13 protein-coding genes are annotated in these 16,584 nt (G+C 72.1%); 3 read left to right on the top strand and 10 right to left on the bottom strand.

Features of this window, described 5'->3' with window-relative positions:
- Window positions 1–121 precede the first annotated feature (121 nt).
- Together IE287_RS09740 and IE287_RS09745 are read right to left on the bottom strand one after the other, a co-directional pair.
- The gene (locus IE287_RS09740) at window positions 122–841 is read right to left on the bottom strand and encodes a 4'-phosphopantetheinyl transferase family protein (RefSeq protein ID WP_189848520.1); all 720 of its coding nucleotides are present in this window, start codon (window positions 839–841) and stop codon (window positions 122–124) included.
- Window positions 838–2,193: a cation:proton antiporter gene (locus tag IE287_RS09745; RefSeq protein WP_189848521.1), complete on the bottom strand. Its 1,356-nt coding sequence runs from the start codon at window positions 2,191–2,193 to the stop codon at window positions 838–840. The genes IE287_RS09740 and IE287_RS09745 overlap by 4 nt, the downstream gene beginning before the upstream one ends.
- 312 nt (window positions 2,194–2,505) lie before the next feature.
- On the opposite strand from IE287_RS09745, the gene IE287_RS09750 reads away from it, so the two are divergent.
- Window positions 2,506–3,717 carry a Cmx/CmrA family chloramphenicol efflux MFS transporter gene (locus IE287_RS09750; RefSeq protein ID WP_189848522.1) on the top strand — a complete coding sequence of 404 codons (1,212 nt, stop codon included), beginning with the start codon at window positions 2,506–2,508 and terminating at the stop codon, window positions 3,715–3,717.
- A gap of 138 nt (window positions 3,718–3,855) precedes the next feature.
- Here IE287_RS09750 and IE287_RS09755 read toward each other — a convergent pair whose 3' ends face one another.
- From IE287_RS09755 to IE287_RS09790, 8 genes are all read right to left on the bottom strand, one after another.
- Entirely contained in the window at window positions 3,856–5,034 is a 1,179-nt protein-coding gene (locus IE287_RS09755) for a 3-deoxy-7-phosphoheptulonate synthase (RefSeq protein ID WP_189848523.1), read from the bottom strand.
- Window positions 5,035–5,114: 80 nt separating this feature from the next.
- Entirely contained in the window at window positions 5,115–5,426 is a 312-nt protein-coding gene (gene cmlD, locus IE287_RS09760) for a 4-amino-4-deoxychorismate mutase CmlD (protein ID WP_189848524.1), read from the bottom strand.
- On the bottom strand, window positions 5,423–6,391 hold the full coding sequence (gene cmlC / locus IE287_RS09765) for a 4-amino-4-deoxyprephenate dehydrogenase CmlC (RefSeq protein WP_189848525.1): 969 nt from the start codon (window positions 6,389–6,391) through the stop codon (window positions 5,423–5,425). The genes cmlD and cmlC overlap by 4 nt, the downstream gene beginning before the upstream one ends.
- A complete protein-coding gene (pabB, locus tag IE287_RS09770) occupies window positions 6,388–8,448 on the bottom strand; it encodes an aminodeoxychorismate synthase component I (protein ID WP_189848526.1) in 2,061 nt (686 codons plus the stop codon). Before pabB ends, cmlC begins: the two co-directional genes overlap by 4 nt.
- 142 nt (window positions 8,449–8,590) lie before the next feature.
- Window positions 8,591–10,174: an MBL fold metallo-hydrolase gene (locus IE287_RS09775; RefSeq protein ID WP_189848527.1), complete on the bottom strand. Its 1,584-nt coding sequence runs from the start codon at window positions 10,172–10,174 to the stop codon at window positions 8,591–8,593.
- 23 nt (window positions 10,175–10,197) lie between these two features.
- Entirely contained in the window at window positions 10,198–13,086 is a 2,889-nt protein-coding gene (locus IE287_RS09780; RefSeq protein ID WP_229883373.1) for an AMP-binding protein, read from the bottom strand.
- Window positions 13,073–14,251 carry a hypothetical protein gene (locus tag IE287_RS09785; RefSeq protein WP_189848529.1) on the bottom strand — a complete coding sequence of 393 codons (1,179 nt, stop codon included), beginning with the start codon at window positions 14,249–14,251 and terminating at the stop codon, window positions 13,073–13,075. The genes IE287_RS09780 and IE287_RS09785 overlap by 14 nt, the downstream gene beginning before the upstream one ends.
- Window positions 14,248–15,267 carry an AurF N-oxygenase family protein gene (locus IE287_RS09790; RefSeq protein ID WP_189848530.1) on the bottom strand — a complete coding sequence of 340 codons (1,020 nt, stop codon included), beginning with the start codon at window positions 15,265–15,267 and terminating at the stop codon, window positions 14,248–14,250. The genes IE287_RS09785 and IE287_RS09790 overlap by 4 nt, the downstream gene beginning before the upstream one ends.
- Before the next feature lie 294 nt (window positions 15,268–15,561).
- Here IE287_RS09790 and IE287_RS09795 point away from each other — a divergent pair, with 294 nt between their 5' ends.
- Window positions 15,562–15,867, top strand: coding sequence for a hypothetical protein (locus IE287_RS09795; RefSeq protein WP_106433679.1), 306 nt, complete (start codon window positions 15,562–15,564; stop codon window positions 15,865–15,867).
- 17 nt (window positions 15,868–15,884) lie between these two features.
- Window positions 15,885–16,583, top strand: coding sequence for an SDR family NAD(P)-dependent oxidoreductase (locus IE287_RS09800; protein ID WP_189848531.1), 699 nt, complete (start codon window positions 15,885–15,887; stop codon window positions 16,581–16,583).
- The last annotated feature ends 1 nt before the right edge of the window (window position 16,584 follow it).

Genomic DNA, 16,584 nt, shown 5'->3' on the forward strand with positions numbered 1-16,584 from the left:
GGCCCGGCCCGATCCGAGGGACAGGCCCCAGCGCCTGGCCGGACGCGGGACCGGCCCGATCCGAGGGACAGGCCCCAGCGCCTGGCCGGACGCGGGACCGGCCCGATCCGAAAGTCGGGCATTAGCGCCGGCCGGCCGTGGTGGCGGTGTCCGCTCCGCCCAGCGTGGCGGCCGCCACCCGGTGGGCGACGGCGGTGACGACGAGCCGGCGGCCGACCCGCCACCGGCCGTGCAGGGTGTGGAGTGGTCGCCCCTCGTCGTCGTGTCCGGTGCGCAGGAGACGGGCGCGGAAGGTCTGCCGGTACGGGTCGAGGACCAGCTCGGCCTCGCGGAAGTCCAGCCAGGTCCCGGTCAGCGGGAACCACGCCTTGTACACCGACTCCTTGGCGCTGAAGAACAGCCGGTCCCAGTGGAGCGCGGGCCGGGCGCGGGACAGCTCGGTCAGGTGGGCCCGCTCGGTGGACGACGCGATCCGCCGGAGCACGCCCGGCGGAAGCGGTGCGTGGGGTTCGGCGTCGATGCCGAGGGCGGCGACGTCGATCCGGCGGGACACGGCGGCCGCGCGGTAGCCGTCGCAGTGGGTCATCGACCCCACCACGCCCTCCGGCCAGCTCGGCGCGCCCCGCTCGCCCGGCACCATCGGCCCGGCGGGCCGGCCGAGGGAGGTCAGGGCGAGCCGCGCGCAGTGCCGTACGGTGGCGAACTCCCGGCGCCGGCGGTCGGCCGCCCGGCTCAGCACGGCCGCCTCCTCCGGGAAGATCCAGGCGTCCGGGACGTCCCCGAACTCCTCGGCGGTCAGCGCCGCTTCCGGTACGAGCCCGGTCAGGAGCGTCGGCGTCACCGCTTCGCCCCCGACGGCTTCCCGCCCACGGCGCGGGCGGCCTGGGGGCGCGGCACCGCGGCCTCCCACTCGGCGGCCAGCTCCCGCAGGTCCGCGTCGACCATCTGGCGCGGGTACGCCCAGCGCAGCAGGGGCGCGGTCATGGCGGTGGTGACGAGGGCCATGACGACCATCAGGGAGTACAGGTCCGTGTCGAGCAGCCCCAGTTGCAGGCCGACGCCGAGGATGATGAGTTCGGTGAGGCCGCGGGTGTTCATGAGGATGCCCAGTGTCGTCGCGGACCGTCCGGGCCTGCCCGTGGCCCGCGCTCCGAGGTAGGCGCCGCCGAACTTGCCGCCGACCGCCACGAGGAGGATCAGGCCGAGCTCGCCGAGTCCGTCCGCGTCGACCGTGCTCAGGTCCACCTGCAGCCCGGCGACGGTGAAGTACGCGGGCAGCAGCATCCAGGTGACCGCCTCGAACCGGTCGGCGACCGCCGCGCGCAGCCGCTCCGTGCCCTTGCGCGGCACGATCGCGCCCGCGAGGAACGCGCCGAAGATGAAGTGCAGTCCGAACCATTCGCTCAGCGCGCCGGAGACGAGCAGCAGCACCGTGAGGACCCCGAGCGGCCCGCCCCCCGGCCCGCGCTCGCCCGCCCCCGGCCGGTCCGTGCCCTGCCCGCGCCCGGCCACGCCCGTTCCGGCCGGCTCGCGGGCGGCCAGGAACCTGCCGAGGAGCGGCCGTACCACGGAGACCATGGCCACGGCGTACGGCAGGACGAGGAGCACCTGCCAGGAGCTCTGGCTGCCCGTGAAGGTGAGGACGGCCGCGAGCAGCAGCCACGCGACGACGTCCCCGGCGGCCGCGCTCGCCATCGCCAGCGCGCCGACCCGCGTGTGCTGGATGCCCCGGTCGGTGAGGATGCGGGCGAGGACCGGGAAGGCCGTGATGGACATGGCGGCGCCGAGGAACAGCACGAAGCCGAGCCGGTCGCCGGCCGGGTGGGCGTTCCACAGCCACACCGCCAGCGCCGCGCCGAGTCCGAACGAGCAGACGATCGATCCCACGGACACCCCTACCGCGGCGCGCTTGTTCCCGCGCAGCAGCCGGTGGTCGAGTTCGAGGCCGACGAGAAACATGAACAGCGCGACGCCGAGGTTTCCCAGCGTGCTGAGCATCGGCCGGACGTCCGTGGGGAACACCGCGTCCGAGAGTGCGCCGTGGAACAGCGTCGGACCGAGCAGGATGCCGGCGAGGATCTCGCCGAGGACGGCCGGCTGGCCGCATCGCCGTGCGAGGCGCCCGAGCACGTGCGCCAGTGCGAGGACCACCGCGAGCCCCATCATGATCATGGCTGTCTGGTGGGTCGTCATGAACACTCCTTCTCCGCGCCGGGGGTGTCCAAGTCGTTAGACATGACGTTCCGGGCGTTGCTATGTTGAGAGGTATGTCGAGTCCTGAGGCGGAAAGAAGCGAGCCACCGGTGATCCGGTGGCTGATCGCGTAACCCTCTGACGACCCTGCTTCCCCCGGCCTCTGCCGCCGAGCAGCGCGTCGCGCATTCGCCACGGATCAACCGCATCGCGGGATCACGCCCGGATCTCTCCGGGACGTCTCCCACGCCACGCACGGCCTTTAGTCCTGCGTCGCGTCTCCTCTTTCTGCGATGTAGTTGGAGCCTTTTCATGCCATTCGCCATCTACGTTCTCGGGCTGGCCGTATTCGCCCAGGGAACGTCGGAATTCATGCTGTCCGGCCTCGTGGAGGACATGGCCGCCGATTTCGGCGTGTCCCTCCAGGCCGTCGGCTCACTCACCTCGGCCTTCGCCGTCGGAATGATCATCGGCGCACCGCTGGTCGCGATGCTGAGCCTGCGCTGGCCGCGCCGCCGGGCGCTGCTCGCCTTCCTCATCACGTTCCTCCTCGCCCACGTCGTCGGCGCTCTCACGAGCAGCTTCGAAGTCCTCTTCGTCACGCGGGTGATCGCCGCACTGGCCAACGCGGGCTTCCTCGCCGTCGGCCTCGCCACCGCGGCGAGCATGGCCGGGCCGCAGGCCAAGGGCCGGGCGACGTCGATCCTGCTCAGCGGCGTCACCCTCGCCTGCATCGCCGGCGTCCCGCTCGGCGCCGTCCTCAGCGAGGTCTGGGGCTGGCGCTCGGCGTTCTGGGGGGTCGCGATCATCTCCGCCCCCGCGGTCTTCGCGGTGCTGTGGTCCGTGCCGGCGACGCCCGTCGACCCCGCGGCTCCCAGCGTTCGCCACGAACTGCGGGCGCTCCGCACGCCCAAGGTGGGCGTGACGCTGCTGCTCGGGGCACTGGTCAACGGCGCGACGTTCTGCTCGTTCACGTACCTCGCGCCGGTCATCACCAACGTGACGGAACTGAGCTCCGGTTGGGTGCCGGCCGCGCTCGCGCTGTTCGGCATCGGATCCTTCGTGGGGGTCAACGTCGGCGGCCGGCTCGCGGACACCCGTCCCGGCCAGGTCCTCGCGGTCGGTGGTGCGGTCCTCCTCGCCGGCTGGCTGGTGTTCGCCCTTACGGCCGCGAACCCGGTCGTGGCGCTCGTCCTCGTTTTCATCCAGGGCGCGCTGTCGTTCGGCGTGGGCTCCACGCTGATCGCGCAGGCCCTCTACACGGCGTCGGACGCCCCCACGCTCGCCGGTGGCTTCGCCACCGCCGCGCTGAACGTCGGCGCCGCCGCCGGGCCCGCCCTGGGCGGTCTCGCCCTGGGCGCCGAGTTCGGTTACCGCTCGCCGCTGGTGGTGAGCGCCGTGCTCGTCGCCACCGCGCTCGTCCTGGCGGGGGTGGCCCGGGCCGCCGGCGTCACCGGCGCCAAGGCCGAGGCCGCCGCCACGGAGAACCCGCCCACCGGGCGCCCGGTGGAGGCCCGTTCCTGACCGTCCGTCCTGACCGTCCGCAAGGTCCTTCCGGTCCGTCCTCACGGTCCGTCCTTCCGGTCCGTCCCGTCTCCGGTGGCCCGTCCCTCTCGTGGGGGCGGGCCACCGGCCGTCCGGGGTGGACGGCACGGGACCCGGTCAGAACAGGGAGAGGAAATGGGTGACCATGTCCGCCGACTGCTCGGGGTTCAGCCGGGGGTCGCAGGTGGACCGGTAGTCCGTGAACCGCGGCGGCCGGTCGAACTCCGACACGCATTCGGTGACCGGGTCCGGGGTGAGCTCCAGGTGGAGACCCGCGGGCCACTGCCCGTGCTCCCGGAGCGTCCGTACGAAGGCGGCGGTCTCGGCCCGCATCGGCTCGATCAGCCGGGTCTTGTGACCGGCCAGCTTCAGCCCGTTGCCGTGCATCGGGTCGCAGAGCCAGACGACCGGTGCGCCGTGGCGGGCGACCGCCCGGACGACCGGCGGCAGGAGCTCCTCCACCTCCTTGGCGCCGAAGCGTACGATGAACGTCAGCCGTCCCGGTACGCCCTCCGGGTTCAGCGACCGGCTCAGGGCGACCGCGTCCTCCGGCGACACCGTCGGCCCCAGCTTGACACCGACGGGGTTGTGCACGGCCTGAGCCAGGGCGACGTGCGCGCCGTCCTCCCGACGGGTGCGCTCGCCGATCCAGCCGAAGTGCGCGGAACCGCTGTACGTACCGTGGGCGCCCTCGCGCACCAACGGTCGTTCGTACGGCAGCAGCAGCAACTCGTGGGAGGTGTGGACCCGTTCCAGGACGGGCCGTCCCGACCAGGAGCGCCGGATCTCGTCGAGGACGATCTGCGAGCAGGTGTACGCGGTGAGGAGCCTGCGGGGTTCCGGGGTCCTGGCGGCCGGTTGGAACTCGGGCTCGTTGACGGCGTCGCCGCAGTAGCTGGGCATCTTGCGGCCCGAGCCCGACTCCTCGGTCTCGAACGGCGAGGAGCGCGGCTTCCCGTACTGGCCGGCGATCCGGCCAAGGGCCACCGCGGGCAGCCCGCTGCCGGCCCGCATGATCGCGGCGAGGCCCTGGAGGTTGTCGACCTTGCGCCGGACCAGGTCGGGTACGGCCTCGTGGAAGCGTTCGGCGCAGTCGCCGCCCTGGATGAGGAGCGCCGCGCCGCGGGCGACCAGCGCCATCCCGTTCATCAGGTCGACGACCTCGTCCTCGGGGGTGAGGACGGGCAGTCCGGCCAGCTCCCGCTCCACCGTGTCGACGGCGTCCGGGTCGGGCCAGTAGGGCTGTTGTGCCGCCGTCCGCCCGGTCAGGGCCGCGAGCGTCGTGGTCGCGTGCATCGTGGTCTCCTCCGCCCTCGTCGGAACACCGCCGGCAGGGCTGTGGTGGGGGTCGTACGGAGTGGTCCGGGCCGGCGGGGTCAACGCCGGTCCTCGGCCGTGAGGCTCTCCCGGCTCATCACCAGGTCCTCGACGCGGCACATCTCCGTGATGATCGCGTCGTAGAGGTTCACCAGGAACGCCTCGTCGAGGCCGTGGTCGGCGGCGTAACGGGCGGCCCTGTCCTTGACCAGGCTGACCCGGCCGGGCTGCATCATCGGGACCCCGTGCCGTGACTTGTGCCGCGCGATGCGGACACCGAGGTCGATGCGGCGCCGCACCGTGTCCAGGAGCGTCCCGTCGAGGGCGTCGAGCTCCGCGCGCAGCCGCTGCAGCTCGTTGTGCTCGGTCATCGGTCCTTCTCGCCTTCGTCGTCGGTGCGGTGGAGGGTGCGGAACAGCTCCTGGCAGTGGTCCTGGCCCGCCGCGAGCTCCGGTCCCATGAGCCGGCGGAGCTCCTCGAAGACGCCGTCGAGGTCCCCGGCGCCGTCGTTTCCCCGGGGATGGCCGGGGTCGCCGGCGGGGTCGGGGGCGCCGGCGCGGTCCGGGTCGTCGCCGACCAGCGAGACGAAGGAGCGCAGGGCCTCGGCGAGCGCCCGGCGCGCGGACGCCGCCCGGGGGTTGGACCGCTGGATGTCCCCGTACACCTCGGGGGTGCCGCCGAGCACGCGGGCCAGGAGGGCGAGCAGCACCTGGTGGGGCGGCGGTGCCGTCGCCGTCAGGGTCCGGACGTCGACGCCGAGGCGGGCGAGGGCGAGCCCGAAGGAGAGGATCACGGCGTGCGTCAGGGCCTGGGTGACGGCCGTCGTCCGGTCGTGCTCCTCCGCCGTGAGCCGTACGGGTCTGCCGCCGCCGCTCTCGACGAGCCGCAGCAGGGCCGTGACGCCCGGCCCGTCCCTGGTGACCACGGCGGCCACGGGCCGGCTGATCATGCCGGCGGCGGGGGCGAACATCGGGTTGAGGCCCACGTGCTGGACGCCGGGGGCGTGGGCCGCGAGCTCCGCGGCCATGCCCGTCCGGACGGACAGGCTGTCGGCGAGCAGCGCGCCCGGCCGCATGAGCCGGGTCACGGGCGCCACGGCCTTGAGGGCCACGTCCTCGTGTACGGCGAGCAGGACGAGGTCCGCGTCCCGGAGGGCGGCCGCGAGCTCGGGTCCGGGCGCGGTGACGTCGCCCACCAGACAGGCGTCCTGCCGTCCCGGCGGCGGTACGAGGTCGACGACGAGCGTGTGGCTGCCCGCCTTCCGCAGCAGCTCGGCGAACATGCCGCCCACCGCTCCGCTGCCGCCGACGACGACGCTCCGGGGGAAGCCGCTCATCGGGCGCCCGCCACGGCGCTGCCGTCGAGGGCGGTGACCATGGCGCGGGCCTTGACCACGGTCTCGGTGAACTCCTCCTCCTGGTCGGAGAGGGACACGATCGCCCCGCCGACGCCGAACTCCGCCCGGCCGTCGGCCAGCACGATGGTGCGGATGACGATGCTGAGGTCGGCGGCGCCGCCGAGGGCGAACCATCCGAGCGCCCCGGAGTAGACGCCCCGCGGGCCTTCCTCCAGGCGGTCGATGATCTCCATGGTGCGCTTCTTGGGCGCGCCGGTCATGGAGCCGCCGGGGAAGGCGGCGCGTACGCAGGCGGCGGTGCTCGTGCCGGGCCGCAGCCGTCCCCGTATGGTCGACACCAGCTGGTGCACGGGCGCGTAGGTCTCCACCTCGAAGAGCCGGGGCACGTGGACGGAGCCGATCGCGCAGACGCTGTTGAGGTCGTTGCGGACCAGGTCGACGATCATCAGGTTCTCGGCCCGGTCCTTCTCCCGGCTGGCCAGGTCGGCGCGGAGCCGCTCGTCCTCCTCCGCGGTGCCGCCCCGGGGGCGGGTCCCCTTGATGGGCTTGGACTCGACGCCGCCGTCCGCGCCGATCGTGAGGAACCGCTCGGGCGAGGCACTGAGCACCGACAGCTCGGGGAACTCCAGCAGGGCGCCGTACGGGACGGGACTGATGGCGCGCAGCGCGGAGTAGAGCGGCAGCGCAGTCGCCTCGGTCGGCGCGGTGACCATGTTGGTCAGGCAGATCTCGTACGACTCGCCGTTGCGGATCTCCTTGAGGCACTCGTCGATGCGCTTGAGGTACGCGTCCTTGTCGTGGCGCGCGCGGGCCAGGGGGCCGAAGCCCGCCGCCGCCTCGGGGACCCCGAAGACCATGGCGGGGGTCGGCTCGGCCGGGGTGCGGACGGCCAGCCCGGTGAGGGTCTCGGCCGTCTCCCGCAGCCAGGCGCGGGCACCGTCGTCGTGGCCCCGGCGGTCGAGGGCCAGCAGGTAGCAGCAGCCTTCCTGGTGGTCGAGGGCGATGGCGCGGTCGGCGAAGAGGAGCGCGGCGTCGGGGTGCGGGGACCGGTGCGCGGGGTCGCCGGTGGTCTCCGCCTTCAGCTCGTAGCCGAGGTAGCCGACGTAGCCGAGGTTGAACTCGAAGGGCAGCTCGGGGGCAACGGGGACCCGCCGGCGTTCGAGCTGCTCCTCCAGGTAGCTGAAGAAGGGGCGCCGCGTCCGGGTCGTGGTGCCGTCGGAGCCGCGGACGGAGACGACGCCGTCGGCGACGCGGTAGGTGAGGTACTCGGCGAGCGGGCCGCGGTCGTCGCCGAGGAACGAGAAGCGCGAGGCGCCTTCGAGGACGGAGCTGCTGTCCAGCCAGAACGTGGCGCCCTCGCCGGGCAGGCAGCCGCGGCGTACCTCTTCGGCGTCCGGCAGCACGTCGACGCGGCGCACGTGGAGTTCGTACAGGGAGTCGGCCGCGTCGCGCCCTGCCCGGTGGTGGGCGAGGGCGAGGTCGCGGAAGTTGGCCATGATCTCCCGGCCGAAGTCGCTGCCGATCGACTCCGGGTGGAACTGGACGCCCCACAGCGGCTTCTCGCGGTGCCGCAGGCCCATGACGACGCCGTCGTCGCTCCAGGCGAGGGGTTCCAGCTCGTCGGGGAGGCCGGTAGCGGCCAGGGAGTGGTAGCGCACGGCGGTGAACGGCGAGGGGAGGCCCCGGAAGACGTCCTCGCCGGTGTGCCGCACTTCGGAGACGCGGCCGTGCATGGGTTCCGGGGCGAGACCGACGGCCGCGCCGAAGAGGTGGGCGATGCCCTGGTGGCCGAGGCAGACGCCGAGGACGGGCAGGCCGCTGTCGGTAATCGCCTGGCGGCTGATCCCGAAGTCCCGTTCCCGGTCGGGGCTGCCGGGGCCCGGGGACACGACGACCGCGTCGAAGTCCTCGACGGACAGCCGCGACCAGTCGGCGTCGTTGGTCACGACGACGGGGGGCTGCCCGGTCGCCTCGCCGATGTACTGGAACAGGTTGTGGGTGAACGAGTCGTAGTTGTCGATCAGAAGCGTGCGCATGATGGGGCACCTTGTCTCGAAGGGCTCGCCGGAGGGCGCGGGGGCGACGGCGGGCCACGGGGACGGGCCGGAGGGGCCGTGCCGGAGGGGCCGGGGGCCAGGGGCGGCGGATCGCCGCGCCCGGCCGCGGGCGTCGCGTCGCTCAGAGGCGCAGCGTCCGCCGGAGGTGCAGCCGTTCGGCGGTCCCGCCCTTGTCCTGGACGTGCCGGACGAGGAGGTCGCTGTCGACGATGGCGGGGTGGCTCTCGTCGTAGTCGACGGCCATCACGACGCCCATCCAGGGTTCGAGGCCCATCGCGTACACATAGACCTCGTCGGGCTCCAGGGCGTCGACGATCTCCCTCGCCTGCGGGAAGTTGGAGCCGTTGAGCCGTCGGCTCTGGTCGGTCCTGCGGTCCAGCGGCTCGCCGTAGAGCGGACCGTAGATCCAGCTGGCCGCCGCGCCGATGCTCTCCATGCCGATGAAGACGGTGTCGACGGTGCCGATCACCTCGGCCACCTTGGCGTACATCGTCGGGGAGATGTTGGTGGAGTCGGCGGCGAACAACACGGAGCGCTCCCCGAAGCGGATCAGCCATCCGGTCTTGCTGCGGATGCGCAGGTCGCCGTGCTCCCCCAGGAAGGGCAGGGCGACGACCTCGGCCGATCCGCAGGACAGCGTCTCCAGGTCGTCGACCTCGACGACGTCGGTGAAGCCGAGCCGGCGCAGGATGCCGCCGAGTCCGGGGTCCACCAGGCTGGCGTTGGTGGACTTGGGGACCAGGACCCTGCCGACCCGGTGCCGGATCCGCAGCAGGGTCTCGAACAGCATGTGGTCCTGGTGGTTGTGGGTGATGAGCAGGTGGTCGATGCGCTCCGGCAGGTCGGCGAAGGTGAACCGGTTCTCCGCTCCCCCGGGGTATCCGCTGTAGCTCAGCACCGGGTCCACGAGGAAGGTGGTGCCCCGGTGGCGGGCGAACACGCAGGCGTGGCCGACGTATTCGAGGACGTCCTCGTCGGAGGCGGAGGCGGCCGCCGCCGGGGTGGGCTCGAAGTACGAGGCGAACCGGGTGGCCCGCTCGCCGTCGAGGCCGAACCGCGCCGCCAGGTCGTCGAGTTCGGCCCCGGTCAGACGGCCGCGGAAGACCGTGTCGAGCAGCGGGGAGTTCAGCGGAACGTCGACGAGGAGCTGCTCCGGGCCGTACTCCAGCATCGGCGTGGTGAGGGCGAACTCGCGGGCGTCCTCCGTGACGGGGCGGAAGCGGACCTGCTGCCAGGACTCGTCGTAGTACTCGGAGGCGTACATCAGCGGCTCGACGAAGCGGTAGTCGGCCGTGCGGTTGTCCCTGCCGTAGAAGACCTCCACCCGGCCGGCCAGGGCCGCCGGCAGCTCCTGGTAGACGGGGTCGAGGCACTCGCCGTGGTGCCGGGGCAGGATGTCCTCCTCCAGGCACCGGACGGCCTCGAAGAGTTCGTCGAGCCGCTCGCGCCGTGGAGCGGTCTCCCGGTACCAGGCCTCGATGGCGTCGCGGTGCTCGTGGGCGTGGATCCAGGGGCCGCCGTGCATCCGGCGTTGCCGGACGGCCGCCGCATGGACCTGCGGGTCGTCGAGGTAGCTCTCGACGATGCGGTCGAAGCGGTTGTGGACGAAGCGGGCGAGGGTCTGCGGCGGCAGCAGGTACGACCAGCCGTACCATCCGGCGATGGCCGGCTCGACCGCGATGTCCTGGCGTAACGAGTAGCGCATGGGGGACTACGGCTCCGTTCCTGTCAGCGCGGTGTCGGCGCGTGGGCGGCGCCGTTCTGGGCCTCTGCGGTGGTCCCGGTCCGCCCCGGCCGGTCGCCGGCCGGAGTGTCCGACGGGGTGCCGAGCAGCCGGCCGAGGATGTCGTGGTCGACCTCGCGTTGGGCGGAGGGCCAGCCCGGTCCGCTCAGGGCCGCCTGCATGGCGGCCAGGAGCGGGGCGGGGACCTCGCCGCCGTCGCGTACCCGCTCGAACCATTCGGCGGGCGCCAGGACGTCCGCCTCGGTGAGGCCGGTGTGGCGCAGCAGCTCGTCGAGCGCGTACGTACGGTGGACCACGACCGCCGAGCGGGAGTCCGGGGCCCGGGAGGCGCCGTCGGCCGTGCCCGGGTTGGCGTCCGGCCGCCCGAGGAGGGTGTCGGCCAGGGTGCCGACGTCGCAGACGGGCACGTGGCCGCTGAGCCGGGGCATCGCACCCACCCGGCGCGCGGTCTCCAGGAGGGCGGTGAACCAGTCGTCCTTGAGGTGGTGGCGGTCCTCGGGCCGGTGCCCGTAGACCAGCCCCGGCCGGTAGTGGGAGACGGCACAGCCCAGCACGGCGAGGGTGTTCACGTACTCCTCGCTGATCAGCTTCGACCGCGAGTACGGGTCGCCGACCGCCGTGAGGGTCGCGGCCGACAGGGGTAGGAAGCTCGCCCCCGCCGAGGCGGCCGACAGGAAGGCGAAGGACCGGGCACCGAGGGCCGCCGCGGCGCGGACGACCAGGGCCGTGTTGCGCACGCTGCCGCTCAGGTGGCTGTCGAGCGGCAGCAGGTGGTTGACCTGGTAGCCGCAGTGCACCACCGCGTCGACGACGGGGCCGCGCCGCCGGTCGACCCAGCGCTCCAGCTCCGTGTACGAGATGGCCCGGACCCGGGCGTAGTCGGCGGCCTGCCGTCCGAACCGGGTCGCGTGGCCGGTCAGTACACCGTCGGGGTCGCCGGTGCTGACGACGAGGACGGGGCGGCCGGCGGCGAGCAGCCGGTCGAGGACGTGCCCTCCGATGAAGCCGGACGCACCGGTGAGGAGCACCTCGCGGTCGCCGTCCCCGGCCCCGGGCACCGGCTCGTGGCGGGTGTCGCGGCGCAGCAGCGGCAGCTCGGCGCGCAGGGCGTCGCGCTCGGTCTCCACCCGGCGCAGCAGCGTGTCGACGGCGGACTCCGCCGGGGCGACGGCCTCGCCGCGCAGGTGGCGCAGGAAGGCGGCCGGGGCGAAGTCGTAGTCCATGGCGGCGAACGCAGCCTCGACGGCTTCCTCGCCGTACGCGTCGGAGAGTTTGACCTGGATCTGGATCATGGCGAGGGAGCTGCCGCCGGCGTCGAAGATGGACGTCTCGGGGCCGATCTCCTGGCCGAGGACGGCGGTCACGACGTCGAGCACGCGCCGCAGTTCCGCGGCGTCCTCGTCGTCCGTCCCGCCGTGCGGGGCGCCGGCCGGGGAGGCGAGCAGCTCGCGCAGGGCGCTCCGGTCCACCTTCCCGCCGGAGGTGAGCGGGAGCGCGTCGACCAGGACCACCCGGTCGGGTGCCTCCCAGACGGGCACCAGGTCCCTGATCCGGGCCATCACCGACTCCTCGGTGGCCTCGCCGTCCGCGGCCGTGACCAGCAGGATCGTGGCGTCCTGGCGGACGAGTGCCACCTCGCGCCCCAGGTGGCGGGAGAGAGTGGAACCGACATGGGCGAGGTTCACCCGGTGGCCGAGTCGTTTGATCTGCTCGTCGATCCGTCCGAGGTAGGTGAGCTCGCCGTCGTCGGAGAGGGAGACGACGTCCCCGGTGGCGTACGCCGGGGAGCCGTCGACCGTGCCGAACACCTCGTTCTCGGCCGGGCTGCCGCCGGCGTAGCCGAGTGCCACGCCGTCGCCGACGATGACGAGTTCGCCGGTGCCCGCCGTGGCGTGGTCACCGGAGTCGGGGTCGCGGACGAAGGCCCGGAAGCCGTCGACGGGGGTGCCGATGCTCGGCGTGTACGCGGTCAGCTCGGCGAGGGAGAAGCAGACGGTGGCTTCGGTCGGGCCGTAGGCGTTGAACACCCTGCTGTACCGGGCGGCCTTGTCGTACTCGCCCTCACCGAGGGCCTCGCCGCAGAACTCCACCTTCCGGATGCGACTGCGCGCCGCCTCGTCGAGCCGGGCGTAGACGGACGGCGACAGCATGGCGAGGTCACAGCCGTGGGCGGCGAGGTGCCGCGAGACGGACCCCAGCCAGGAGGCCTGGTCGCGCACGGGGACGACGAGGGTCGCCCCGGCGTACAGGGTGCCGAGGATCTCGCTGACGGAGGCGTCGAACGACAGCGACGCGAAGTGCAGGACCTCGTCGTCGGGTGTGATGTCGAGCAGCCTCCGCAGGGAACGGCAGAGGTTGAGCAGACCGCCGTGCCCGACGTCGACGAGCTTGGGATTGCCGGTCGAACCCGAGGTGAAGATGGAGTACGCGACGCGGGAACGGGCCGGCTCGTCGGCCGTGCCGTCCGCCGGCTCCGGGGCCGGGTCCGTGGGCCAGCCGACGTCACCGGCGTACAGGGCACGGAGGCCGGCCTTCTCGCCGCGCACCAGCGCCTCGCGCTCGAAGCAGACGAGCAGCGCCGCGTCCGCGACCCGCGCGAACTCCTCGAACCGGTCGGCGGGCAGGCCCGGGTTCATCGGGGTGTGCACGGCGTGGCTGCGCATCGCCGCGAGGGCCCAGACCACGGCTTCCGCCGTGTGCTCCCCGGCGACCAGGACGCGGCGGCCCGCGGGGCACTCGGTGTCGATCCTGCGGGCGAGCGCGCCGGTGACCCGGTCGAGCTCCTCGTAGGTCCAGGTCCGTCCGGCGGTCCGCAGCGCGGTCCGTCCGCGGTGGCGCCGGAAGAGGTCGGTCAACAGGTCAGGGAGTTCCACCACTTGCTCCAATTCGCTGCTTGAGTCCGTCGAGGACGTCGGCCGCGGCCCCGAGGGAGAGGAATCCGCGCTTGTACTGCATCCGCAACAGCGGCGGGCCCGGCCAGGACCGGTCGGCGAGGAACTTGAGGTCCTCGAAGACCCGGGCGCTGCGTACCGGGACCCAGCGCCACCGGTCCGGCTCCGGACGCATGAACGTGGTGTCGGAGACGACGACGCGGGGCATCCGGCCGCGGGTGAACGCCCGCGCGAAGGCGTCGAGGTCGGACATCGTGAACCGGCCGAGGGACTCCTGGGCGTGCCGGGTCTTGGCGAAGTACTCGGGGGTGTAGTCGGACGGCTGACCGGCCCGTACGACGAGGGGCTTGATCTCGACGTAGTAGCCGCCCTTCGTCGCGAACTCCCAGCGGGAGTAGGGATACTGCAGAACCAGACCGCCGCCGAGGGCGGGCAGCAGGACGCCTGTGACGGCGCTGAGCAGTTCGTCGAAGGTGACGCCCTCGCGCAGCGGCAGCCATTCCTCCACCGACGCGGAGATCGTCGGAATGCCCTTGCGGCCCGGCACGGGCAGCTCGCCGAGGGCGCGGGTGACCTCCGCGGGGTCGGCCGCCGGCAGGGCCGTGTACTGCTCGACGGTCCGTGCGTGGTGGCGGTAGCGGGAGCCGATCCGGCCCGGCGGGGTGTCGCCGCGCAGATGGGCCCTGATCTGCCGGAGCAGGTCGACCACGTCGGCCAGGTCGACGATCAGATGGCTGAACTTGACGAAGACGAGGTACTCGCCGTCCGCGTGCCGCCAGTACGCGAGGCGCACGGCCTCGTCGATCCGCAGCGGCCGGCTGTTGTGGTACGCGGTGACGAGGTCCGCCAGCTCGGCGGGGCCGCCCTCGACGGTGCCCGGCCGCGGGTCGAGGGTGACGACCACGTCCTCCTCCGCCACGTCGACCAGGTCGGCCAGGGCCCGGGTGAGGCCGAGCCGGGCCACGAACGCCCGCCACGCGGCCGGGTCCTCGACCCGACCGGGCTCGACGGTGCCCACGAAGGCCGTGCACGGGTTGACGTCGCAGTCCATGCCGAGGTCGGCGAGGAAGCTGTGGATGTCGCGGACGGCGACCGCGGCGGGGCGCAGCGGAGTGCGGCCGGCCGGCCCGGGACTGCCCGCGGTCACCGGGTCACCGTCGTGCCCCAGCCGAACTCGACCTGGTCGAGGACGTCCATCTCGGTGAGGAGGGTGTGGATGCCCGAGTGGTCCTGCACGAGGTGGGTGCCGCCCTGGGCCTTGCGCACCTCGGCGGCGGCCTTCTCCCAGCCGGGGACGCCCTCGAACGCGACGATCGACTCCCAGGTCGTGAAGTCGGGGGCGACGAAGGCCTCCAGACCGGCCACGACCTTCTCCAAGAGGAACCGGCGCCGGTCGGCCGGAAGCGCCTCGTACACCTGCTTCATCATCTCGCCGGAGATCGAGGCGTGGCAGTACTCGTCGCGGTTGTGCAGCTTCACCGTGGTGGAGTTGACGACCTGGATCTCCTGGTCGTCGGCGAGGAGGTCGAGGTAGGCGTTGATGGAGATCTCGGCGACCGTCGCGAAGCCCAGGGTGGTGAGACTCCGCTGCCACGGCTCCTCGCAGCGGTCCAGATGTGCCTGGTGGATCGTGGTGATGTGCGAGTCCGGCAGCACGCGGTCGGAGAAGTCGCTCCGGCGCATCCGCCGGGTCACCGCGCTGCCGTTGATGTGCATGAGCGTGTGGTACTGCTCGTCCACCATGGCCTGCGCGACGGCGAGCTCCAGCTGCTGGCCGCCGAGACCAGGGTACGCGCCGCCGATGACGAGTTCGAAGGCCGGGTTGGCAATCCGCTGCTCGATCAGCACCGTGTTGCGGTTGTAGGCGACCCAGCCCCAGCTGAGCAGCCGGGAACGGGTCTCGTCGGAGAGGCGCTCCCAGATCGGGTGGCCCCGGAAGGGGATCATGTCCTCCCGGAAGTCCGGGCGGCCGGGATCGAACAGGGCGTAGACGTCCGGTTCCTCGCGCTTCACGGCGGCGCGCCGGTGCCAGTTCCCGACGAGCCGGTTGATGACCGCGTTCTCGGCGGGGTCGTCCGGGTCGAATGCCGGCAGTCCGCCGATCCGGACGTGCCCGTCGTCGTTCCCGGCCGCTTCGGATTTCTCGTCCGTGTGGTCACGCATGGCCCACCCCTTCCTTCACTTTTCTTTGCGGGCTCTTCCCTTTGCGGGCTCGGCCTTTCCCGGGTCCGGCATCTCGAAGTCTGTGGATATCGGTCGCGGGCCGCAAGGGTGTACAGATCACCACCCCGTGCAACTGAAGGAACCGGACAGTTGAACAGGGCGGTGAACCGCGCGGACTGAACGACCTTGCGTGGGCCGGGGGCGTATGACATAAAAATCCAGGCGTCGGCCCGGAGCACGACTCGGCCGGCGGAGCGATCTGTTCTGTCTTTCGTGCTGGACGGAGGCCTTAAGGTGACGGAGCGAATCCAGGGTGTCGTCGTGGCGGCGCTCGAAGAAATCAATCTGACGCGTGAGGAGAAGATTCCGACCGACCAGGTGCTCGACCTGTGTCTCTACGGTGACTCCGGCGTGTTCGAGTCCATGTACCTGGTGGCCTTCCTCTCCCTGGTCGAGGAGAACATCGAGGACGAGTTCGGCACCGAGGTCTCGCTCACGTCCGAGAAGGCGGTGTCCCGCCGGGTGAGTCCGTTCAGCAGCGTGCGCAGGCTGATCGGCTTCATCGAGGAAGAGCTGGAACTCGTCGGCGTACGTGGTTAGCCCAGGTCGCCGCCCTCATGATCCTCATGATCACCGGCACCCGGACCGGCATCGGCAAGGCCCTCGCGGAGCATTTCCTGGAGGCCGGGCACGACGTCGTCGGGTGCAGCAGAAGACCCCCGACCATCGACCACCCGCGCTACCGGCACCACGAGGCGGATCTCGCGGACCCCGGTCAGACGAAACGCATGTTCCGGAGCGTCCGGGAGGAGTACGGAAAGCTCGACGCCCTGGTGAACAACGCCGGCACCTCGTCGATGAACCATTTCATGACGACCCCGGACGAGGTTTCCCGAAAGATATTCGACATCAACTTCTTCGCCGTGCTGAACTGCTGCCGGGAAGCGGTGAAACTGCTGCGGAAATCCACGGAACAGAGTTCCGCTATCCTGAACGTCTCCACGGTCGCGGTGCCCTGGGCCATCGAAGGACAGCTCGCCTATTCGGCCAGCAAGAGTGCGGTCGAACAACTCGTCCGCGTGATGAGCAAGGAGTTGTCCACGTTCGGCATCAGGGTGAACGGAATCGGACTGCCGCCCGTTCACACCGTATTGACGAGGACCGTTCCCCGGCCCAAGATCGACGCTCTGATCGCACGCCAGGCGATATCCCGTCAGTGCACGACGGCGGACATCGTCGGCCCGGTGGAGTTCCTGATCGGCCGGCAGTCGGAGTTCATCACGGGCGAGACGCTCTTTCTAGGGGGTGTGCACTGAC

Origin of the sequence: Streptomyces omiyaensis (genome assembly GCF_014650895.1) — a bacterium.
GTDB lineage: Bacteria > Actinomycetota > Actinomycetes > Streptomycetales > Streptomycetaceae > Streptomyces > Streptomyces omiyaensis.